Annotated in this window: 18 protein-coding genes and 2 pseudogenes; 12 read left to right on the forward strand and 8 right to left on the reverse strand. The window is 58.6% G+C overall.

Going from position 1 to position 20,263, the window contains the following annotated elements; genetic code table 11:
* The first annotated feature begins 47 nt into the window (after nucleotides 1-47).
* A complete protein-coding gene (locus AUK77_RS00740) occupies nucleotides 48-260 on the forward strand; it encodes an AlpA family phage regulatory protein (RefSeq protein ID WP_296125266.1) in 213 nt (70 codons plus the stop codon).
* A 40-nt stretch (nucleotides 261-300) separates the two neighbouring features.
* Here the strand turns inward: AUK77_RS00740 and AUK77_RS00745 are convergent, their stop codons facing one another.
* Nucleotides 301-1,104, reverse strand: coding sequence for an inositol monophosphatase family protein (locus tag AUK77_RS00745; RefSeq protein WP_296125246.1), 804 nt, complete (start codon nucleotides 1,102-1,104; stop codon nucleotides 301-303).
* A 373-nt stretch (nucleotides 1,105-1,477) separates the two neighbouring features.
* On the opposite strand from AUK77_RS00745, the pseudogene AUK77_RS18920 reads away from it, so the two are divergent.
* From AUK77_RS18920 to AUK77_RS00765, 5 genes and pseudogenes are all read left to right on the forward strand, one after another.
* Nucleotides 1,478-1,579, forward strand: a pseudogene (locus AUK77_RS18920) (integrase); the annotation flags it as partial.
* A gap of 48 nt (nucleotides 1,580-1,627) precedes the next feature.
* Complete coding sequence (locus AUK77_RS00750) at nucleotides 1,628-1,993, forward strand: type II toxin-antitoxin system RelE/ParE family toxin (RefSeq protein WP_296125247.1); 366 nt, start codon at nucleotides 1,628-1,630, stop codon at nucleotides 1,991-1,993.
* Nucleotides 1,986-2,318, forward strand: a complete 333-nt coding sequence (locus tag AUK77_RS00755; RefSeq protein WP_296125248.1) for an XRE family transcriptional regulator — start codon at nucleotides 1,986-1,988, stop codon at nucleotides 2,316-2,318. Before AUK77_RS00750 ends, AUK77_RS00755 begins: the two co-directional genes overlap by 8 nt.
* 266 nt (nucleotides 2,319-2,584) lie before the next feature.
* Nucleotides 2,585-2,888 (forward strand): annotated as a pseudogene (locus AUK77_RS00760) (type II toxin-antitoxin system HigB family toxin).
* Nucleotides 2,889-2,893: 5 nt separating this feature from the next.
* On the forward strand, nucleotides 2,894-3,283 hold the full coding sequence (locus AUK77_RS00765) for a transcriptional regulator (protein WP_296125250.1): 390 nt from the start codon (nucleotides 2,894-2,896) through the stop codon (nucleotides 3,281-3,283).
* Nucleotides 3,284-3,338: 55 nt separating this feature from the next.
* Here AUK77_RS00765 and AUK77_RS00770 read toward each other — a convergent pair whose 3' ends face one another.
* The 5 genes from AUK77_RS00770 to AUK77_RS00790 form a co-directional block, all read right to left on the reverse strand.
* Entirely contained in the window at nucleotides 3,339-3,986 is a 648-nt protein-coding gene (locus tag AUK77_RS00770; protein WP_191122758.1) for a HEPN domain-containing protein, read from the reverse strand.
* Between the two features lie 84 nt (nucleotides 3,987-4,070).
* Nucleotides 4,071-4,499 (reverse strand): hypothetical protein, encoded by a 429-nt coding sequence (locus AUK77_RS00775; protein ID WP_296125251.1) that lies wholly within the window; start codon nucleotides 4,497-4,499, stop codon nucleotides 4,071-4,073.
* 248 nt (nucleotides 4,500-4,747) lie between these two features.
* The gene (locus AUK77_RS00780) at nucleotides 4,748-5,557 is read right to left on the reverse strand and encodes a hypothetical protein (protein ID WP_296125253.1); all 810 of its coding nucleotides are present in this window, start codon (nucleotides 5,555-5,557) and stop codon (nucleotides 4,748-4,750) included.
* 2 nt (nucleotides 5,558-5,559) lie between these two features.
* On the reverse strand, nucleotides 5,560-5,724 hold the full coding sequence (locus tag AUK77_RS00785) for a hypothetical protein (RefSeq protein ID WP_185966342.1): 165 nt from the start codon (nucleotides 5,722-5,724) through the stop codon (nucleotides 5,560-5,562).
* A gap of 66 nt (nucleotides 5,725-5,790) precedes the next feature.
* On the reverse strand, nucleotides 5,791-6,783 hold the full coding sequence (locus AUK77_RS00790; RefSeq protein WP_296125254.1) for a WYL domain-containing protein: 993 nt from the start codon (nucleotides 6,781-6,783) through the stop codon (nucleotides 5,791-5,793).
* An 83-nt stretch (nucleotides 6,784-6,866) separates the two neighbouring features.
* Between AUK77_RS00790 and AUK77_RS00795 the strand changes: the two genes are divergently transcribed.
* From AUK77_RS00795 to recD, 6 genes are all read left to right on the forward strand, one after another.
* Nucleotides 6,867-7,739, forward strand: a complete 873-nt coding sequence (locus AUK77_RS00795; RefSeq protein ID WP_296125256.1) for a tetratricopeptide repeat protein — start codon at nucleotides 6,867-6,869, stop codon at nucleotides 7,737-7,739.
* A gap of 68 nt (nucleotides 7,740-7,807) precedes the next feature.
* Nucleotides 7,808-8,722 (forward strand): hypothetical protein, encoded by a 915-nt coding sequence (locus AUK77_RS00800; RefSeq protein ID WP_125866840.1) that lies wholly within the window; start codon nucleotides 7,808-7,810, stop codon nucleotides 8,720-8,722.
* 10 nt (nucleotides 8,723-8,732) lie between these two features.
* Nucleotides 8,733-9,326, forward strand: coding sequence for a hypothetical protein (locus AUK77_RS00805; protein WP_116619677.1), 594 nt, complete (start codon nucleotides 8,733-8,735; stop codon nucleotides 9,324-9,326).
* A 139-nt stretch (nucleotides 9,327-9,465) separates the two neighbouring features.
* Entirely contained in the window at nucleotides 9,466-12,918 is a 3,453-nt protein-coding gene (recC, locus tag AUK77_RS00810; protein ID WP_296125257.1) for an exodeoxyribonuclease V subunit gamma, read from the forward strand.
* The gene (recB, locus tag AUK77_RS00815; protein WP_296125258.1) at nucleotides 12,915-16,598 is read left to right on the forward strand and encodes an exodeoxyribonuclease V subunit beta; all 3,684 of its coding nucleotides are present in this window, start codon (nucleotides 12,915-12,917) and stop codon (nucleotides 16,596-16,598) included. Before recC ends, recB begins: the two co-directional genes overlap by 4 nt.
* Nucleotides 16,595-18,724 (forward strand): exodeoxyribonuclease V subunit alpha, encoded by a 2,130-nt coding sequence (gene recD / locus AUK77_RS00820; RefSeq protein WP_296125260.1) that lies wholly within the window; start codon nucleotides 16,595-16,597, stop codon nucleotides 18,722-18,724. Before recB ends, recD begins: the two co-directional genes overlap by 4 nt.
* A 47-nt stretch (nucleotides 18,725-18,771) precedes the next feature.
* Here the strand turns inward: recD and AUK77_RS00825 are convergent, their stop codons facing one another.
* Complete coding sequence (locus AUK77_RS00825) at nucleotides 18,772-19,542, reverse strand: HNH endonuclease (RefSeq protein WP_296125262.1); 771 nt, start codon at nucleotides 19,540-19,542, stop codon at nucleotides 18,772-18,774.
* 315 nt (nucleotides 19,543-19,857) lie between these two features.
* Nucleotides 19,858-19,980, reverse strand: coding sequence for a hypothetical protein (locus AUK77_RS00830; protein WP_296125264.1), 123 nt, complete (start codon nucleotides 19,978-19,980; stop codon nucleotides 19,858-19,860).
* Between the last annotated feature and the right edge of the window lie 283 nt (nucleotides 19,981-20,263).

The following is a 20,263-nucleotide window of genomic DNA, read 5'->3' on the forward strand; positions in this document are numbered from 1 at the left end:
GCGCCTGCCGACGCAGCGGGCGAGTGACATCGATCAATTGCTACCGCATAAGTGGCAGCCACTTTAATCACGCAAGGCGTGATGCCCGGACGCATACAGCCAGATCGACCATCTACAGGTATATCGGGGAGGGCAGCTTCCCGAAGCCGGTCTCGTTGGGCGACCGTTGCGTCGGCTGGGTCGACACCGAGGTGCAGGAGTGGATCTTGGCAAGGATAAAGGAGCGCGACGTGACCGCAGGATATACCGCACGCAGCTAGAGCTGTTCGCTAACACAGTGGCGGCCAAGGCTGGCTAAGGCTAGATAAACACCTTGTTCCAGTTCCGGCTGACCAGTGCCTGGCAGGCCTCTGCAGTGCCGCCAAAACATTTCCGGGAGACAGTCTGCATGCTGACTTCTGTGGCATACGTAATGCCGATGCCATCTTGATCGACTAGCACTCCACCGGCACCAATTAGCAGTGCATGACCGGCAGCCACGTCGTGCGCTGATACGGGTACAAGTGATACTCCTGCGTCCCCATCCCCCGCTGCTACTCGCGCCAGTCGATAGGCGATGCTGGGCATCGCAACAAAGCTACCGGGGGAACACAATTCTGAATTGAGCTCGGGCTTGCCTTTTGCTGCGGTGCTAACCATGACTTTGCTGCTTTGATTCCATTCCTTGTGGGGAAGAGTTATGGCGACCGGTTTTCCATTGCGCAGCAACGTTGGCGAACCTTTGGCCCACGCGATGCAGTCAGGTTGCTCTCCCTCTAGAACGGGGGCATAGACCACGCCAAGCACCGGTTGTGAGTCTTCGAGCAGACCGACCGATATGACTGAGCCTTTGTGGCCTTTTAGAAAGTCGGCAGTTCCGTCATTGGGGTCAACAACCCAGCAATGCTGTGCTCCAGTGAGTCGATAACCTGTTTCTTCTCCCCAGAAGTCGCAGTCGAGTAACTGAAGCAGCCCGGGCTTCAGCATGGACTCAATCTCGATATCGATTTCTGCCTTATCACCTGAGCCACGAGGTCCATTCGGGCGCTGCCACTCGGCAATTAGAAGCTCGCCCGCGTCTTCTACGAGCTGGATGACACTCGACAGTAACTTTTCGTAATCCATAACCGCTGTGCTGTTCTTCGAGCTATATCAGGGTGCCTGGCTAGGAGCTCTGCCAGTGTCAATCCGTTTCCAGATGCTTGGGTGCTGTTCAGTATTTCAGTGCTTGAAGGCATTGCTGAATTGGCACCGTTTAAATGCTGTTGGCGCAATATTGGCGCAGTTTCCAGAACCGCGCCATTTACGATTGCGAATGTGGCGCAGTTTTTTGATGAGCTGCGCCATATCTAGGTGGGCAAGGAGCTCTAGGGAATTGCGAAAAACCGGATGTGCATGCGTTTCGGATATTGGTGCGTCCGGTCAAGATAAACCCAGGTCCAGCCCTGGATCGTCCACTTCCGGCCCTGGCCGTGTAAAAACGTAGCGAGTGATGGCAATCCTGGGCCATTCCAGCCAAGCTATGACCAGCCGCTATGCGCACTTGGCTCCAGCTCATCTGCAGGATGCATTACGCTTCGCGCCGCTCTCGTCGTCATGAACAAAATATTCCATTGATGGAATATTCCTTTGGGGTTATATTTTCTCCATGACTTGGGATATTGAATACACCGACGAATTCGGTGACTGGTGGGAGAGCTTATCTGCTGAGGAGCAAGAGTCTGTTGCTGTCTCGGTTAGGCTCCTGGAAGAGCGAGGCCCGACACTTGGATTTCCTCATAGCAGCGGAATCAATGGCTCACGCCATGGCCATATGAGAGAGCTGAGAACTCAGCACGAAGGTCGACCATACAGAACCCTTTACGCTTTTGATCCCAGGAGGTCGGCCATCTTGTTGATCGGCGGCGACAAGACTGGCGATGGTCGTTGGTATGAAATCAACGTTCCGTTATCTGACCGTCTGTATGACGAACATCTGGAGCAGCTTCGGAAGGAAGGTTTGATAGATGGCTAAAAAATTTGCAGAGCTGCGCGCAAAGATGGCACCTGAATCTCAGGCCAGAGTAGAGGCCAAAGCCCAACATCTGCTTGCAGAGATGCCACTCAATGAACTGCGGCAGGCGCGTGGCCTTTCACAGAAGGTGCTGGCTGAGGTGCTGCATGTGCAACAACCATCCATTGCCAAGATGGAAAGGCGTACTGACATGTACATTTCCACCTTGCGTAGCCATATCGAAGCTATGGGTGGTCAATTGGAAGTAATTGCCCGTTTTCCTGATGGCTCAGTGAAGATCAGCAATTTTTCAGATATCGACAGCGGGCTTCTCCAGCAGGCTTAAGCTCGACACCTTTTGGACACCCAAAGCTCCTCTGACTTTCTCTAGGAAAATCAGGGGCGATTTAGTGACTGTGACCAAGGTATTCCTCGATTGACCGAGAAATGAGCCGATGTCCACACACTGGTATGACGGTGTTATGGGCAGTGGTGCGTCTATGACCAATGCACCACTGTCAGAGGCTTCTTGGGTAGATGGGATACCGTGGCGTCACTGTGGTAGGCAAGTGCAGCTTGCCTTTAGTCCCAATTTGGGACTGTCATCGGGCCATGAGAATAATCGCCATCAGCCATCTTAAAGCTCTCTTGGGAGCTGTGCCCGGATGCCGAGCAGTCGCTCCTGGCGTGGATCGATGAGGCCAAGAAGGCTGATTGGAAAAGCCCGACAGAGATAAAGGAAAAGTTCCGCAGCGCGAGCATTCTCAAGAGTCGCCGCGTGGTCTTCAACATCAAGGGGAATGACTACCGGTTGGTCGTTGCCGTGACCTATCGCTTCGGTGCCATCTACATCAAGTTCATTGGTACGCACCGGCAATACGATGCCATTGATGCTGATACCGTTGAAATGGAGTGAACACCATGAACATTCGCCCTATTCGCAATGATCAGGATTACCGCGCAGCGCTTAAGGTGCTCTCGCCGCTTTTCGATCATGAACCTGAGCCCGGTACTCCGGAGGGTGATCGCTTTGAAGTTATGCTGACTTTGGTGGAAGCCTACGAAGCCAAGCACTTTCCGGTAGACCTGCCCAATCCGATAGACGCCATCAAGTTTCGCATGGAGCAGTCGGGGCTGAGCGCAAGCGATCTGAGTCCTGCAATCGGTCGTACCAATCGTGTGTACGAGGTGCTGAACGGCACACGCTCCTTAACCCTGCCGATGATATGGAAGCTGCATAGTTTGTTTGGCATCCCGGCGGAAAGTCTTATCAAGCCGGTTTCGCGGATACGCTCGATGGCACGCGGATGACGGGTTTTGGGCTCTGGGCATGGTGCATCTATTCAAGATAAACCGGTGTCCATTCTCAGCCAACCACGGGGTAGTTGGCATCGCCCCATAAGGTGTCTGGGTTATCCAGCATGATCTGGATGATCAATGGCACTAGCTTGCTGAGAAGGTTGCTGCAGTCTCGCAGTTGGTCTCTGTTAACCCGGCCATTCCAAGTCGCGCCACCGTGTATGAGCTGGTTTCGCAGGGTGTAAATCCGGTTGAACATCACGCCAAGTACCGCAAGCGTGTTTCGGTTGGCCAGCGCCAAAGCTGCTGCTTTTTTTCCGCTGGCGAAGCGTTCTTTCCACTGTTCTTCGCTGATTTTCCCGCTTTGATGATCCCAGAAGCTTTGGAAAACATACGGGTTGTCCAGTAGCACCCGGATGCTACCGGGGAACTCTGACCAGACGAGCTTCTCGATGCTGTTGGTGCTATCAAGTGAGCACAGTTTTTCGAGAAAGGCTTTGAAGGTTTCCTGTTCGGATAGCCGTTGCTGCTCGTCGATATCTGTGGCGTAGGCTGCGTTGAATGCGATCCACAGAAAAATGAATCGGCCATCAATATCTTCGGCGTGTTCTGCCCGGTTCAGCCAGCTCAGGGCTCGATGCAGTCGTAGGCTGAGATTGGGATGTTGTTGGTCGCGTTCTTGGCGGTGGCGCTCCTTCAAAGCCTGGTAGTGCATGCGATAACTCCCTGTGATTGTGATGAAAGTCAGACCATACCAAGGCTTTCAAAGGTGGGGCAGCAATGTTTTTGACTGGTGGGATTAATAGTCGAAGTCACGCGCCAACTGCTTCCATGGCAGATGTCGAATGGCGCTTGAAAGAACCTCCGCCAGTGGCTGCATATGGCACTCGTCCACAAACCAGGTGACCACGAGCTGGGAGCCATCGAACATCGGGTTTATCGACTCTGAGCAGAGCCATACATGCAGGTTGAGTCGCGGCAGGGTAGGGCGTGCAGGATCACTGACATCCATTACAGGCGGAATCATGTAGATCTGGCGCTCTCCCCATAGCGCCTCGTGGCGAGTCAGCGCGCGCTCGATAATCCAGGTGTTGAGGCTTTCATTGGGCGTTCCCTCAATGAGCCCTGCATAAGTCAGGTCGTACATGAAGGCCTCAACGGAGACTGATTGCCCGCAATCCAACTGGATGTTCAGGGGTGGGGAAGTGGTGTTGAGAAGACAGACCATGATTCGTTCTCTGAGGTTTGCCGCAGCTTTGCGGAGTCAAGTTGGCAGAGGAATTCAGTCAATAGGGCTTGATCCGCACTGCTGAGCATTTCAGGCAAACGTCGTTGGTGCAGGGCTGTCTGTCGACCTGCCGGTCGACATTTGGCCTGTGCTTGGCGGAAGCATCTTGAGCGTTTTTTCATTCGTTGCCTCCAGATCAGACTGAGGCACCAGCCTGGGATATTGGCGAGGAGAGTGGTGTTGCCTAGTTATGGATGGCGGAACCTCAGGAGCTTCAGGCCATAACCCGAATAGTTCAGGCTTACCCAGCCAGTGGTGACAAAGTCCAGTTCGAGGCTTCGCTCCAGCGTATCCACGATATCGACGTAATCTCCGATGCGTGTGTCTATACCACCTTCAATGATCAAAATCTCACCATCGAAGTGGCTTGGATTCGTCGTTTCTGCTGATGCCAGCAGAGCATTCACAGCTGCGCTAGGTGTCGCCCCCCAGCCGACACTCACTGTGGCAATGCAGTCAACACGTGGCTGCCACATAAAGTAGCTTTCCCAGTCCAGCTCTAAGAACCAGCTCATTTCGCGGGAGAGGTAGAGGCTTGCCCAAAACTCTACCAAGTCACTTTCTGACCTCCAGCGATAGGCGCGAAATCCAGACGGTAGTCTTGTATCGTTTTGCTCTAGCAGATGGATGTGCACGATGCTGCCTAGGCTAGCCAGAAACTCCTGTGGTAGCGGGCAGGTGGGGCCGCCATGAATCCAATGGGCCTCATCAAATAGCCGCAATGGTCGCCATGCCTGATCCAACCCGTAAGCCGTAAAGCGCTGCCTTGTCGGGCTGGATAGGTGCTTGTGCATGGCACCTTCAACAAGCCCCATAAACCGGTCAGCCTCCGCTTGTTTAGCGGCGATAAGACCAACTTCGTAAGTATCCAGGTGGGGTACTTCTTGAGCTGCCATCTGGTCGAGCGCAGCTTTGGGGCTTTCGAGACTTTCTTCCTGGTTGAACAGGTAGTAGAGGTAGTCTCGAAGTCCCGATTTGCCAAAGCGTGGCTTGAGCACCTTTAGCGTACCTGCACGGGAGCGTTGGCACATTTGTAGCCGGGGTACTGGGCCTCGGCTGTCACTCGCGCCATCTCGGAGCTGACGGCCTGTACCGTGATCGTAAAGTTGGCGCGCGGTCCCGCATTGGGCGTCACACGTTGCAGGAAGGCAGAGTAGGTCTTCATCGCTGAGTCTCCGTGGTTAGATGGCAGGAGACAGGGTGCTTCGGGTATGCGACAGCCTGTGTCGCATTAGCTTTTTTCGTACAGCGCCGCCATCCGTTTCGCCGAAGTAGCGATTTGCTCTCTCAGCTCAATGGGTTCGAGAACCTCCAGGTATTCGCCTTGGCTTAACAGCCATAGGTCCAGTCCTTGACTGAGATGCAGGCTGCCTGTCATCAACCACCAGCCATCGGCTGTCGGTTGTAGCTGTTGATCGGTGGTGAGTGCGTTTTCGTGCAGACGCTCATAGAGGGCTTGCGAAATACGCAGTTTCAAGCGAACAGGGTGCTCTGATCTCTGACTGATAAGGCTTCGTCTGGCCTCGTTCGAGTTGATATCGAAGTCGTGAGGTGCTTCCAGATTGTCCCGGGTGGTTTTGGCGGATTGAAAACGATGCAGGGGGAGGGCGGCGACTTGGCCTTTTGGCAAACCCTTGAAAATGCATGACAGGTAGATGTTGGAGTCCTGGTAGGAAAGCCCCAAGGGTTTGAGGTGAAGCAGGCGTGGCTCGTGGGCTCCGCGCTTGAGGTAAAGAACCTCGACAGAGTCATCATCCAGTAGAGCATTTTGGATGACTTCCAGCACTTCAGGATTTACTGGGCTTGGCTCGAGCACGACGAAGCGAGTGTTGCTGATGACCTTGCCAGAGCAGTCCTGAGCAGGGCGGTTTCCCTTGAGTAAGGAGATTGCATAGTCCCGTATCGGGGCTAGTTTCTGCACCTGAGCTGCCATGCCAAATCGGGCTGCGTGATTCATGATCATGACGAGATTCATTGCATCGGTTGGCAGCATGTATAGACGTGACAACGACTTTTCGGCCCACCACAAATTGGCTTTGCCCATGGGCTTGCTGCGTATCTGAGGGTATTGCAGTCCGAGATCAACCAAGTCTCGCTGAATGGTTTTTATGCTGACATCAATCCCTTGGTTTGCCACCCGTTGCCGAATGGTGTTGATGCTGATGGCGTTTTCCTTCCCAGGGAGAAGGCGAAGAATCAGATCGTGACGGAGTAGCTGGTCCAAATTGTCGTCCTTGTCTGCATGCGACATGAGCTGTCGCAAAGCTGGTGAGAATGCACAGGCAGGATCACCGATGAGGCGGCAGCATGAGCAAATCTGCAGATGTGTTCAATCTCATGGACAACCTTCTTCCCCGTGCCGAGCACGTTGAGCTTGCCGAGCTTGATGAGTTAACGCGCTTGTATGCCGGCATCGGTATGCCATCGCTACGAGTAATGGAGTTGAGTGGGGTGGCCGGCGTGACTTATCACCAAATCAAAGCAGCCAATCCACTGCTTGGCTTGGTTGATCCGATCAGAGTTCGCCACCGATATGCGGAGCTGCGCGGGCAGGCTTTGCAGGGGGATGCCGAGGCTCTCAATGATCTGGGCTGGTTGTGGCTCAATGGGGCGCGGCTGAAAGCAATCCCTGCGCTGGCTCGACGGTTATTCAAGCTTGCAGCAGTGATGGGCTCTGCCGAGGCGCTATTCAACCTCGCCGAGCAGGCTTTCTATGGGAAGGGGCTGGCCGTCAACCCTGTCTTGGCTATCGACTATTACGAGCAGGCTTTCGAGGCTGGGATTCCCTGTGCTGCGCAAGCATTGGGGAGCTTGTATGAGCGAGGGGACGAATGTGTTATCGCTGATCATGGCAAAGCCATCAGCTGGTACAAGAAAGGTGCGGCGGAGCATGACGCGATGGCGTGTTTCTTACTCGGCAGGCTGGCTCTGGATGAGGAGTCAACTGAGTATGATCCTGCGCTTGGCCTATACTGGTTGCAGTGGGCTGCGATGAAAGGGGAGGTGTTGGCGACTGAGCGGCTTACCGATTTTTACTTCTCTACCTTTGAGTCCCCTCCGGATCCTGATGGGCTGCTGTTTCGTTTCTGGCGGGATCTGGCGATCAGCCAGGGGAGCTCATGGGCGAGGGGGCTACATGATTTGGATGGTACGATTCAATCGGCATGTAAAAGCTCATAGCATGCTGGCTGTGCTCCCAGCAGGTCTTATCTAGAAGCGCTGGGTTAGGATTATTGAAGGGGAAGGGAATGAGTCTGACTGCAAATCAAAAGGCCTTTGCACAGTACCTGGCTGATTTATGGGACAAGCCAGAGGTACTGGAAGAGATGCGTGGCTTGCTCCCAGTGGGAAAAGCTGCGGGGGCAGGGCTACTGCATAGCTATCGTATCAGCCACAGCTCGCACTGGAAGCCTTGGAAAGGGCGTATTGTCTCAACGGTTCATCATTGGTGGTGTCATTCGCTGCAGGAGGCATTTCTCCATTACTCCTGGCCTGATAGCCCTAAGCCTAATTCTTTCCAATGCATTGCTGACCGTTTACGGCAAGCGCTAGCGGCGCATGATCAAACAGCTGCCCGCCAAGCATGCCTGGATATATTTCACTGGGGGGGCGTCGCGCGTCGCCCTGGTGATAAATCTCTGGCTTGGGTCGAGGATCAGTACCAACGAAAAACGCTATGCCAATCGATCATGGATGCAGTCCAAATGCTTCAGCCTGGATCTGCTCAAGGGCTTGCTGCATTCGATGGCAAGAAACTCCTAATGAATTCCGCTATGACAAAGGTTTACGCGGCGGCTGACCCTGACAACATCATCATTTATGACGGGCGCGTTGGCGCTGCACTGGGACTGCTTGCTCGTTATTGGCTCCTGCGCGCTGGTGTACCCAGTGTGCCGGCTGATTTAGCCTTTCGGTGGGGAGAGGGCAGAAGCGACGCTAATAGAAATCCATCGCTGGGGGAGTTCAAGTTTCGCAAGCTCAACGCCGCGCAGTGCCTGCTATGGGCGGATCAGGTGTTACTTGCAGGAAGGCTGCTGCAGCAAGTGATGGCCTACAACCCAAGCATTGGCTCCATTGCCGAGATTGAGAAAGCACTCTTTATGATCGGCTTCAACGTAGATCCAGAGCTGCCCCCACTGCCGCTTCCCCAGGTTTCACTCTAAGGAGTTTTACATGGAGCTGTTCCGAGCGATTCCGTCTAGCCAGTTGGTGGCGGCAGAAAAGGGCTTTCGACGTCAGTCGACTATTCGTGTTCCCAGCAATGTTCCCTACGTGGTCGATAACCTGTGGGAGTCTCTCCGGCCGAAAAATATGCCGTCCCGCCGGCATGCAATTTACGCCAGCCCAACCCCTGAGCTCGCCTTGCAGAATGCCAGTGCTCCGCTGGCTGATGGTGATGAATACGTTGCCTGCAGGGTTGTTGTAGAACCACAGAAAATCCGTATTGCTCAGCTTCAGGTGACCGATGCGCGCTACCACAGCGACATTCGTTTGATTGGCAAGTGGATCAGCCAGCATGGGCAGGAGTTGGCTGAGCTTTCGTTGGATCAAAAGCAGAAGCTTGCACCGCTCTTTATGCCGGGCCTGCATCGACGTGAGCTGACCGAGCTGTGGAAGGCTCATCCGTTGGTGGCCGCGCTTTGTACCTATGCGAGGCAGCACTCTTCGTTCTGGTCCTCCGCATCTGACAGCCCTCGGTCCTCGGATGGCGAGCTGTTCTTTGAGTTGGTCGATGACGCCGATACCTACCGGCTTGAAGTCATTTGAGGTTGCCGGAGCGTTTCTCCAATCGCTGCCTCAGTTCAACGACGTCACTTTGCTTCTTCCGTGAAAGATCCCGTGCGACACAGGGTGTCGCATGTGTTGATTAGCTTTCACTCCAGCGTACCTAGAGGGATGTGTGTCTATGCAGGAGCTTCAGCCTGGTCTTGTTGTCATCCATGGCAATCATCTAGAAGAACTGCGAGCCCTTGCGGTGCAGTGGATGCGCAGCCACCCGCTACACCCGCTGGAGAACGAGGTGCTGCTGGTGCAGAGCAACGGTATCGCCCAGTGGCTGAAACTGGCGCTGGCCGAAGACCCGCACAAGGGTGGCTGCGGCATTGCCGCGGCGCTGGATGTGCAGTTGCCTGCGCGCTTTCTGTGGCAGGTGTATCGCGGGGTGCTGGGGGCGCAGACCACGCCGCAGTCCTCGCCGCTGGACAAGGCAGCGCTGAGCTGGCGGCTGATGCGCCTGCTGCCCAGCTTGCTCACGAACCCGGTTTTCGCAAGCCTGCAGCGCTTTCTGGAAAAGGACGATGAACAGCGCAAGCTGCACCAACTGTGCGAGCGGTTGGCGGACTTGTTCGACCAATACCAGGTGTACCGCGCCGATTGGCTGGAAGACTGGGCTGCCGGGCGGGATCAACTTCAACACATCAAGGGCACTGTGCAGCCATTGGATGCGCCGAACCTGTGGCAGGCGCAGCTATGGCGCAAGGTATTGGCCGACGTTGGCGAGGGCGCGCTCGAGCAAAGCCGCGCCGGGGTTCACAAACGCTTCGTCGCCCACCTGCGCAGTGCTGCCCAGGCGCCAAAGGGGCTGCCACGCAGGGTTGTGGTGTTCGGCATTTCCTCGATGCCTGCGCAGGTGCTCGAAGCCCTGAAAGAGCTTTCCCGCTACAGCCAGGTGCTGCTGTGCGTGCACAACCCTTGCCGGCACCACTGGGGCGATATCGTTGCCGACAAAGACTTGCTGGCGCACCACTACCGCCGCCAACCTGCCCGTGAGGTTGCCGCAGCTGCGAACGAGTACGGCCAACCCTTGCTCGCCGCCTGGGGTAAGCAGGGGCGCGACTACATCAACCTGCTCGACTACCACGACGAGCCCGGCAGCTATCGCCACCTGCTCGACGGCCTCAATGGCGGGCGTATCGACCTGTTCACCGAACCGGATACGGCAACCCTGCTAGGCCAGCTGCAAAGCGATATTCTTGAGCTGCGCCCGCTGCCGGAAACCCGCGAAGCCTGGGGGCCGGTAGACGCTACCGCCGACCGCTCGCTGCGTTTTCACGTGGTGCACAGCATGCAGCGCGAAGTGGAAGTGCTGCACGACCAACTGCTCGCCCGCTTCAGCGCCGACAAGCAGTTGAGCCCACGGGATGTGATCGTGATGGTGCCGGACATCAACGCCTACACCCCTCACATCGAGGCAGTGTTCGGCCAGGTGCCAAGGAGTGATTCGCGCTACCTGCCGTTTACCGTGGCCGACCAAGGCCAGCGCGGCCGCCAGCCGCTGCTGATTGCCCTGGAACACCTGCTCAAGCTGCCCCATAGCCGCTTCGCTGCCAGCGACATTCTTGACCTGCTGGACGTACCGGCCTTGCGCGCGCGTTTCACGATCAACGAAGCCGACGTACCCACCCTGCAACGCTGGATCGACGGTGCCGGTGTGCGCTGGGGGCTCGATGCCGAGCAGCGCGAAAGCCTGGGCATGCCGGCGGGCCTCGAGCAGAACACCTGGCGCTTCGGAATGCGACGCATGCTGCTGGGCTACGCTGCTGGGCGAGCGCCTCAGCTCAACGGCATCGAACCCTACGACGAAGTGTCGGGGCTGGAAGCTGCCCTGGCCGGGCCGCTGCTGACCTTGCTCGACCACCTGGAAGTGGCCCTTCAGGAACTCCAGCAACCGGCCACGCCGGTGCAATGGGCAGAGCGCCTGCAAGCCTTGTTGAAGGTGTTCTTCCGCCCGGTAAACGATACAGAGGAACTGCTGGTCAACCAATTGCTCAAGCTGCTCGAAGGTTGGCTGCGCACCTGCGAGGTGGCGCAGTTCGCGCAGCCACTGCCGCTGAGCGTGGTGCACGAGGCCTGGCTCAGCGGTATCGAAGATGGTGGCCTGTCGCAGCGCTTCCTGGCTGGCGCGGTGAACTTCTGCACATTGATGCCGATGCGGGCGATTCCGTTCAAGGTTGTGTGCCTGCTGGGCATGAACGATGGCGATTACCCGCGCCAGCAATCGCCGGTCGATTTCGACCTGATGCGCAACGACTATCGCCCCGGCGACCGCTCGCGACGTGAAGATGACCGGTACTTGTTGCTGGAGGCCTTGCTGTCGGCCCGCAAGCAGCTGTATGTGAGCTGGGTAGGCCGCAACATCCGCGACAACAGCGAGCGCGTGCCCTCGGTGCTGATTGGCCAATTGCGCGACCACCTGGCCAGCGGCTGGCGCTCGGCCAGCGGCCAGCCACTGCTGCCAGCGCTGACCCAGGAGCACCCACTGCAACCCTTCAGCGCCGCCTACTTCGCCAACCAGCCGGGGCCTGATGGCTTGTTCACCTACTCCAGCGAATGGCGCGAGGTGCATGACGAGCACGACTCGCAGCCAGTAGGCGAACGCCTGCCCGCGCTGGTGCAGGACACGCCGTTGAGCCTGCGGCAACTTTCCGAGTTCGTGCGCGACCCGGTGGGCGCGTTCTTCAGCCAGCGGTTGAAGGTCAACTTCGATGACGACGAGTTGGTCAACCGCGATGACGAGGCCTTCCAGCTCGATGGTCTGGAAAACTGGCAACACCAGGACCGCCTCACCCAGGCGCTCAAGCGCTGGGTCGAGGAGGCGTACGAGCCCGAACAGGCCCTGACCGAATTGGACCAGCAAGTGCAGCGCCTGCAACGCGAGGGCGCCTTGCCACTTGGTGGCTTCGGCACTTTGAGCGCCTCGGCGCTGGTGGAGCCGATGCCGGGCCTGCTGGCGCGTTACCACGCCCAACTGCAAGCCTGGCCCGAACTCGAAGAAGGCCAGAGCGCCGCCGTTATTGACGCCACTGACGAGCGTCCCGGCCTCAAGGATTGGCTGGGTGGCATTCGCCGCAACGCGTTGGATGAGCGAGCCTACCTGCAACTGGACAGCAAGAAGCTGTGCAGCGACGACAGCCTGCGTTGGCAGCACCTGGTGCGGCCTTGGTTGCGGCACTTGGCGTTGCAGTTGAACGGGCCTGCCTGCACGACCATTCTGGTGGGTTTGAATGGCGATGTGGTGTTCCGGCCAGTGCCTGAACATCAGGCCCGGGAGCAGCTGCAAGCGCTGCTCCAGGCCTGGGTGGCGGGCATGCAAGAGCCGCTGCCGGTGGCCTGCGAAAGCGCCTTCGCCTGGTTGGCAGCGGGTGGGGAAAGCAGCGATTCGGCCTACGACAAAGCGCGCGATATCTATGAAGGCGGCTACATGAAAAAGGGTGAAGTGGAGCGCTCGTTCGCCCAGCGGCGTGCCTACGCCGACTTCGACCAACTGTGCGCGAGCGGCCAGTTCGTGGCTTGGACCCAGCACCTGTATGGCGGCTTGTTCGGCCACTTCACCTCGACCGACGCAGGAAACGACCAATGACAGCGGTTAACCTCAACCCCCTCGATTTCCCACTGCATGGCAGCCGCTTGATCGAAGCGAGTGCCGGCACCGGCAAAACCTTCACCATCGCCTTGCTGTACGTGCGGCTGGTACTGGGCCATGGGGGCGATGCTGCGTTCAAGCAAGCGCTGACGCCGCCGCAAATTCTGGTGGTGACCTTCACCGACGCCGCCACCCAAGAGCTGCGCGACCGCATTCGCGCACGCTTGAACGAGGCTGCCCAGTGCTTTCAGGCACCTGATGAGCGTCACGACCCGCTGCTGGTGAAACTGCGCAACGGTTACCCCGCCGATCAGTGGCCGGCCTGTGCTCGTCGGTTGCAGTTGGCCAGCGAGTGGATGGACGAAGCCGCGGTTTCGACCATTCATGGCTGGTGCTACCGGATGCTGCGCGAGCACGCCTTCGACAGCGGCAGCCTGTTTACCCAGACACTGGAAACCGACCAGCGCGAGTTGCTCGATGAAGTGGTCAGGGACTACTGGCGCCAGCAGTTCTATGGCCTGCCGCCTGAGGTTGCCAGAGTGGTGACGGATAGCTTCAAAAGCCCCACCGAGCTACGCGAAGCGCTGACGCCGCTGCTGTCGCGTAGCGATGCCGAGTTTCAGCAGGCAGGGATGTCGATCACAGCGCCCGCGCAACTGGATGCTTTGCTTCAGGGGCCTGCTGACTGGGCTGCGCAGTGCGTCGTGCTCGAAGCGCAGGCAAGGGCAGCCTGGGCCAACGACATCGTGGCGCTGGAGGCGTTGCTGCACAGCGCGCGCAGCGCACTGAACGGCAAGTCCTACCCCACCAAAACCCCCGAAACCTTTGAGCAAATGCTTGGCGATATCGCCGCCTGGAGCCAGGGAGGCGAAGCCAGTAGCCACGTTCGCAAATGCGGGCAAGCCCGCTTCAAGCTGAACAAAGGCGGTGCCATCGGCACGCACCCAGCGTTTCAAGCCATCGATGCTTGGGTCGACCATGAGGAGTCGAAGCAGGACATCCGCGCGCAGTTGCTGCTGCATGCTCTGCGTGAAGTGCAGGGCGCCTTCGAGGAAGAAAAGCTGCGCCGGGCGCAGATCGGTTTCGACGACTTGCTCAACCGCCTTGGCCGTGCCCTGGAAGGCCCGTCTGGCCCGCGCCTGGCGCAGACCATTCGCCAGCAGTACCCGGTGGCCCTGATCGACGAGTTCCAGGACACCGACCCGGTTCAGTACGGCATCTTCGAAAAAATCTACTGCATTGGAGAAAACCTGCCCGACTGCGGCCTGTTCATGATCGGCGACCCGAAACAGGCAATCTATTCGTTCCGTGGCGCCGACATCTACACCTACCTCAAGGCGCGTGAGGCTACCAAGGGCCGGCATTACACCCTGGGCACCAACTACCGCTCCACCCAAGCGATGGTCGATGCCGCCAACCATTGTTTCAAGTTCGCCGAAGCCCACCCCCGAGCCGCGTTCCGGTTTGCCGAGGAGGGGAAGGAGAACCCGGTGCCGTTCGAAGGTGTTGATGCCAAAGGCCGCAGCGATACGTTGGAGATCGAGGGTGAAAAGCAGAAGGCCCTGACCCTCTGGCAGCTGCAAACCAACGGAGTACTCAACAACGCCACTTACCTGCGCGAGGCCTCCGAGGTATGCGCCTCGGCGATTCAGGCCTGGCTCGACCGCAGTGCAGAAAAACCCTCGGGCCTGCGCAACAGCGATGGCCAACTCACTGCACTCAAGCCTGCCGATATCGCCATTCTGGTACGCAGCCGCAAGGAAGCCGAAGCTATTCGCAAGGCCCTTGCGCGTCGCAAACTGGCCAGCGTTTATCTGTCTGACCGCGACTCAGTATTCGAAAGCGAAGAAGCCACCGACCTGCTGTGCATCCTGCGGGCCTGCGCCCAGCCCACCAGCGACCGCTTGCTGCGTGCGGCATTGGCCACCCGCAGCGTGGGCATTTCCTGGCAGGACCTGGAGCAGTTGAACCAGAACGAGCTGTGCTGGGACGCGCATGTGCAGTGGTTCCGCGACTTCCGCTTGCTGTGGCAGCAACAAGGCGTGCTGCCCATGCTGCGCAGGCTGCTTGCAACCTTCAAGGTGCCGGCCCGTTTGCTGGCTGAAGAACAGGGCGAGCGCCGCCTGACCAACCTGCTGCACCTGGCCGAATGGCTGCAGCGCAGCGCCGCCGAACTCGATGGCGAGCACGCGCTGATTCGCCACCTGGCCGAGCAGATCAAGGAGCAGAGCGAGGAAGAAATTCTGCGCCTGGAAAGCGACTCGGACCTGATCAAAGTGGTGACCGTGCACAAGTCCAAGGGCCTGGAGTACCCCTTGGTGATGTTGCCGTTCGCGTGCAGCGCCAGGGCGGTGGATGGCCGCAGCAAGGCGCCGCCGATGTTCCATGAACAACAGGATGAGCATTACAGCCTGGTGCTTGAACTGGCCAAGGGCGACCCGGCAAAGCCTGCGCAGAAACGCGCTGACGATGAGCGCATGGGCGAGGAAATGCGCCTGCTGTATGTCGCCCTGACCCGCGCCCGCTACGCCACCTGGATCTGCGTGGCGCCCCAGGGGTTCAAGACCGGAGGCTCGTCGATAGACCTGCACAAGTCGGGCTTGGGCTACTTGCTGGCAGGCGAAGGCACGGTTGCCCCTGATCGGTTGGCTGAAGTGGTGGACGCCTTCGCGAAGGGCTGCAACGACATCGCGGTGTGCAAGGCCCCTGCGCAAACCGAGGGTATCCATGTGGCACCTGCGCGCCCGACGGTAAGCGAGGCCTTGCGCCCGCTGCATGCGCTGGCGACCAACTGGTGGATCGCCAGCTACTCTGCCTTGGCCATCGCCGACGACCGTGCGCGGATGGGCGCCGAGTCGCCGGTTGCCCCTGAGCCTGCCACCGCGCTGGAAGCCAACCTGCAAGAGCAGGACGACGAGCAGAACCCGCCTGCCGGCGTTGGTATTCACGCCTTCCCCCGCGGGGCGGGGCCGGGCACTTTCCTGCACGGGCTGTTCGAGTGGGCCGGCGATGAGGGCTTCGGCAACGCTGCCAGCGACGAGCAAGCCCTGCACGACGCCGTGGCCCGGCGCTGCAACCTGCGCGGCTGGGAGCGCTGGATCGACCCGCTGTCGGCCTGGTTGAGCCATTACCTCAAGGCCCCACTGCGCTTCAACGGCACCCAGTGCACGCTAGCCGGGTTGAGCACCTATCAGGTCGAGATGGAGTTCTGGTTCTCCAGCCGCAACGTGAACGTCGAACGCCTCGATGCCTTGGTACGCGAACACACCCTCGGCGGTACGCCGCGACCGATACTGGCGCCCAACCAGTTGAACGGCATGTTCAAAGGCTTCATCGACCTGACCTTCGAGCACGAGGGCCGCTACTACGTGGCGGACTACAAATCCAACTGGCTGGGCAGCACCGACAGCGCCTATGTCGCCGAGGCCATGGCCGAAACCATGCTGGACAAACGCTACGACCTGCAGCTGTGCCTGTACCTGTTGGCCCTGCATCGCCAGCTCAAGCTGCGCCTGCCCGGCTACGACTACGAGCAGCAAATGGGCGGGGCGTTGTACCTGTTCATTCGTGGGCACCAGGCGCCCACCCATGGACTGCACTTCGAGCGCCCACCGCAGCAACTGATCGAGCAGCTTGACCAACTCTTCATGGGCCAATTCGAGGAGGCCAGCGCATGAGCCAGACCCTCAAGCAACTGAGCAGCAGCCAGGGCGATGCCGAGCAGGTGGCGGTGTTCATTGGCGTCGCCAGCAACAGCGAGCTCTTGCAGCAAATCGATACCTGGGTGGCGCGTGGCTGGTTGCGCGCGCTGGATCGTGCCTTGGCGAAGTTCATTCTTGAACAAGACCCTCAGGCCCAGGCCAGCGTGCTGCTGGCCGCCGCGATGACCAGCCACCAACTGGGCCGTGGCCATGCCTGCCTGGACCTTACCGCCACCCTGGCAGCGCCGGATTTCGTGCTGTCGTTGCCACCAGAAGGCGAGGAGGGCAGCACGCTGCCGTCGCAATGGTTGCAGGGCCTGGACGCTACGCAGTGGCGCCAGGCGCTGGCCGCCAGCACCCTGGTCGAGGACCGTGACGCCCGCCAGGACGCCCCTGAACGGCCCTTGGTGCTGGTGGGGCAGCGCCTGTACTTGCGCCGCTACTGGAACTACGAGTGCAGCATCGCCCAAGCCTTGAGCGCACGCTTGAGCGTGGCGCCGGTCACGCCAGATAACCTCGCCAGCCGTCTCGATGAACTGTTTCCCGCCCGTTCCGAAGCCGAGCGCGCGCAAGGCAGCAACTGGCAGAAAATTGCCTGCGCGCTGGCGGCCCGTGGCAACTTCAGCGTCATCACTGGCGGCCCGGGCACCGGCAAGACCACCTCGGTGGTGCGCCTGCTGGGGTTGCTGCAAACCCCGGCGGTCGAGAGCGGCAAGCCGCTGCGCATCCGCCTGGCGGCGCCGACCGGCAAGGCGGCGGCGCGTTTGTCCGAGTCCATTGGCAAGGAGGTTCGGGTGTTGCCGGTGAGTGATGCGGCGCGCGCCGAGATCCCGACGGATGTGTCCACCTTGCACCGCTTGCTGGGCAGCCGACCGAACTCGCGCAACTTCATTCACCAGCGCGATAAACCGCTGGAGCTGGATGTACTGGTGGTCGATGAAGCCTCGATGATCGACCTGGAAATGATGGCCTGCGTGCTGGATGCCTTGCCCCAGGCAGCGCGCTTGATTCTGCTGGGCGACAAGGACCAGTTGGCCTCGGTGGAAGCCGGCTCGGTGATGGGCGACTTGTGCCGCGAGGCTGAAAAAGGCGACTACAACGCGCAAACCGCCCAGTGGCTGAGCACCCACAGCGGTGAGACGCTGGTTGACCCTGAGTTGCAGATGGCCGAAGGCGCGGGCGCCCCGCTGGCGCAGCAGACCGTGATGTTGCGCCGCTCTTGGCGTTTCGACCCGCAGAAGGGTATCGGGCGCCTGGCCAAGCTGATCAACAACAAGCAGGCGGGCGAAGCACGGCGTGTGCTCGAACAGCCCTCGGAGCAGCTTTTCAACCTGCTGATGCGTGGCGAGCAGGATGCCGCGCTTAGCGACCTAGCCATCGATGGCAACCGCAATGCGCCCGGCTACCGGCATTACCTGGAGCAACTGCGCGACCTGCGACCTGCGGCTGATACACAGTGGGACAGCGAGCTATGGGCTGGCTGGGCGGGCAAGGTGTTGTCTGCATTCGACCAGTTCCGCCTGCTCTGCGCATTGCGCCGGGGGCCTTGGGGCGTGGAGGGGTTGAACCAGCGCGTGGCCACGCAGTTGCGTCGGCGCGGTTTGCTGGACAGCGACCACGGCTGGTACGAAGGGCGGCCGGTGCTGGTGACGCGCAATGACTACAGCTTGAACCTGATGAATGGCGATATCGGCATTGCGCTATGGGTGCCGGGGCCGGACGGTGCGCTGGCCCTGCGCGTGGCCTTCCCGCGCAACGACGGCAGTGGCGGAGTGCGTTTCGTGATGCCGAGCCGGTTGGTGGAGGTGGAAACGGTGTTCGCCATGACGGTGCACAAATCCCAGGGTTCGGAGTTCAACCACACCGCGCTTGTGTTGCCCGATGCGCTGAACCCAGTGTTGACTAAGGAGCTGCTGTACACCGCCATCACCCGCGCCAGGGAGTGGTTCAGCCTGGCTGAGACTCACCCGGGGGTGTTCGAAGGCGCGGTGGGTCGCAACGTGCAGCGCACCAGCGGCTTGGCGTTGCAACTGCACGAGGCGCTGGCTCAACGAGTAGGGCAGGCAGGATCACTGACATCAGTAGTGGGCGGGATAATGTAGATATCGAGCCTGCACCATAACGCTTTGTGATGGAGCAAAATGAATCTTTAGCTGTCATTTAATTTTATCCGCAACTCCTCAATGGAGAGTGGCGGGTTTCGCCTATGAAGCATGGCGTGGCAGTTCGGGCAGACCGGTACCAAGTCGTTGATAGGATCGACTTGGTATTGCTTTCCGATCGCGGCGATCGGCACTATGTGGTGAACATGAATGTAACCACGTCCGATTTCTCCGTATTTTTCCTCAAAGTTTAAGGTGCATACCTGACAAATCGGTTTGTGATGATTGATGCATGTATTGCGAGCTGATTCGCTACGCTCGTAAGTATTAACGAGAACAGAACGCGCTAGCCCCTCCACATGAGATGCATCATCAGGTAATTCATCTGGAAAAATAGTTTGTGCGAGAAGTTGTTCTCCTACGACGTCGGTGCTTTCGGTCTTGGTTGTATTACTTGGTGTGTCCTGATCGGTTGCCGAATGAGAATGCTGGGGGCGTGAGAAGTAGGCTTCAATTTCGGATGCGGGGCAGCTCTTTTCCCGGTCGTGATGCTCAAGTAGGTGACGGGCCACGGTCGCCATTTCAATCTCATAGTTGGAGCCCGGCTTGAGGCGGAAGGCGTAGCCCGGATCACGATCCTCGTCCCATACAAAGATGCAGGACACTGGACCATATTTCTGCCACTTTTGGCCAACACGGCCTATATTCCGAAGAAGATTCTTTGCTCCATCCGGCCCGTCTATAGCTTTTTGGAGGGACGAGTGCTGGGCCTTTCTCCAAGGGCTGGTCGTGTGAATTGCACGATATTTGATAGCCATTGTGGCTCCCTTGTGAGGTTTAACGTGCACTGGAGTGTAGTGGTGGATTCTACCTGGCGCTCCGTTGAGTTCATGCAAACTCTACGGAATGAGGCGTCAACAGACAGCGCACAGTTGGAGCTATATGCTCAAGGCATAGAACTGGTTTCCGGGCGAAAAGTCATGGCTCTATTGGCTGATATGGGGTGGTCCGTTAACGTCAGCCTACGGCGATGCATGAGGTTCATCTCAATCAGATGAACCTCACTCAGTTTTCCTAATGTCGATTGCCTGTCAGTAGAAGTGGCTAGTAAGAAGGCGTTTAACCTCAGCCATTCAGGTGGTTGGTTTACTACCGTTCCTGCGCTCTCGCCTCAATTCTTGGAACTCGCGGTAGTGTTCATAAGCGGCTTTTAGCACGACAGCCAGACCGACAGTAGCAAGAATATTTTTGACCATGATGGGCTCTCCTTTCATTTCGTTCAGTTTTTTGGTCAGCGCAGGAATTGGCGCAGCCGTTCCCGCATGATTTCCGTGCGGCTGGCAGGGCGGGTTTCCAACTCGGTGTGCTGGCAGGACGGGCAGTGATTGAACCAATCGATCCCCCGCTGGAGGGCGTCACTGGTGAAAATGCGGGTGCGTTGCCAGCGGCGTTTTGCAAGGTAGTTGTCGCGTCAGCCGTGTTTTTAAGCTGCTATTTTCACTGCCGGCTGCTCCCTCTCTGGGTTGAGTGTGACGGCGC

The sequence above is a fragment of the Pseudomonas sp. Ga0074129 genome (assembly GCA_001465025.1).
Classification (GTDB): Bacteria; Pseudomonadota; Gammaproteobacteria; order Pseudomonadales; family Pseudomonadaceae; genus Aquipseudomonas.

What these genes read in the sequence shown, in the direction of transcription:
- AUK77_RS00775 (WP_296125251.1), bottom strand. Translation starts at nt 4,499, where the DNA reads ATGGTCTGTCTTCTCAACACCACTTCCCCACCCCTGAACATCCAGTTG.
- AUK77_RS00770 (WP_191122758.1), bottom strand. Translation starts at nt 3,986, where the DNA reads ATGCACTACCAGGCTTTGAAGGAGCGCCACCGCCAAGAACGCGACCAA.
- AUK77_RS00825 (WP_296125262.1), bottom strand. Translation starts at nt 19,542, where the DNA reads ATGGCTATCAAATATCGTGCAATTCACACGACCAGCCCTTGGAGAAAG.
- recB (WP_296125258.1), top strand. Translation starts at nt 12,915, where the DNA reads ATGACAGCGGTTAACCTCAACCCCCTCGATTTCCCACTGCATGGCAGC.
- AUK77_RS00795 (WP_296125256.1), top strand. Translation starts at nt 6,867, where the DNA reads ATGAGCAAATCTGCAGATGTGTTCAATCTCATGGACAACCTTCTTCCC.
- AUK77_RS00805 (WP_116619677.1), top strand. Translation starts at nt 8,733, where the DNA reads ATGGAGCTGTTCCGAGCGATTCCGTCTAGCCAGTTGGTGGCGGCAGAA.
- AUK77_RS00800 (WP_125866840.1), top strand. Translation starts at nt 7,808, where the DNA reads ATGAGTCTGACTGCAAATCAAAAGGCCTTTGCACAGTACCTGGCTGAT.
- AUK77_RS00785 (WP_185966342.1), bottom strand. Translation starts at nt 5,724, where the DNA reads ATGAAGACCTACTCTGCCTTCCTGCAACGTGTGACGCCCAATGCGGGA.
- recC (WP_296125257.1), top strand. Translation starts at nt 9,466, where the DNA reads ATGCAGGAGCTTCAGCCTGGTCTTGTTGTCATCCATGGCAATCATCTA.
- AUK77_RS00830 (WP_296125264.1), bottom strand. Translation starts at nt 19,980, where the DNA reads ATGGTCAAAAATATTCTTGCTACTGTCGGTCTGGCTGTCGTGCTAAAA.
- AUK77_RS00755 (WP_296125248.1), top strand. Translation starts at nt 1,986, where the DNA reads ATGGCTAAAAAATTTGCAGAGCTGCGCGCAAAGATGGCACCTGAATCT.
- recD (WP_296125260.1), top strand. Translation starts at nt 16,595, where the DNA reads ATGAGCCAGACCCTCAAGCAACTGAGCAGCAGCCAGGGCGATGCCGAG.
- AUK77_RS00745 (WP_296125246.1), bottom strand. Translation starts at nt 1,104, where the DNA reads ATGGATTACGAAAAGTTACTGTCGAGTGTCATCCAGCTCGTAGAAGAC.
- AUK77_RS00765 (WP_296125250.1), top strand. Translation starts at nt 2,894, where the DNA reads ATGAACATTCGCCCTATTCGCAATGATCAGGATTACCGCGCAGCGCTT.
- AUK77_RS00750 (WP_296125247.1), top strand. Translation starts at nt 1,628, where the DNA reads ATGACTTGGGATATTGAATACACCGACGAATTCGGTGACTGGTGGGAG.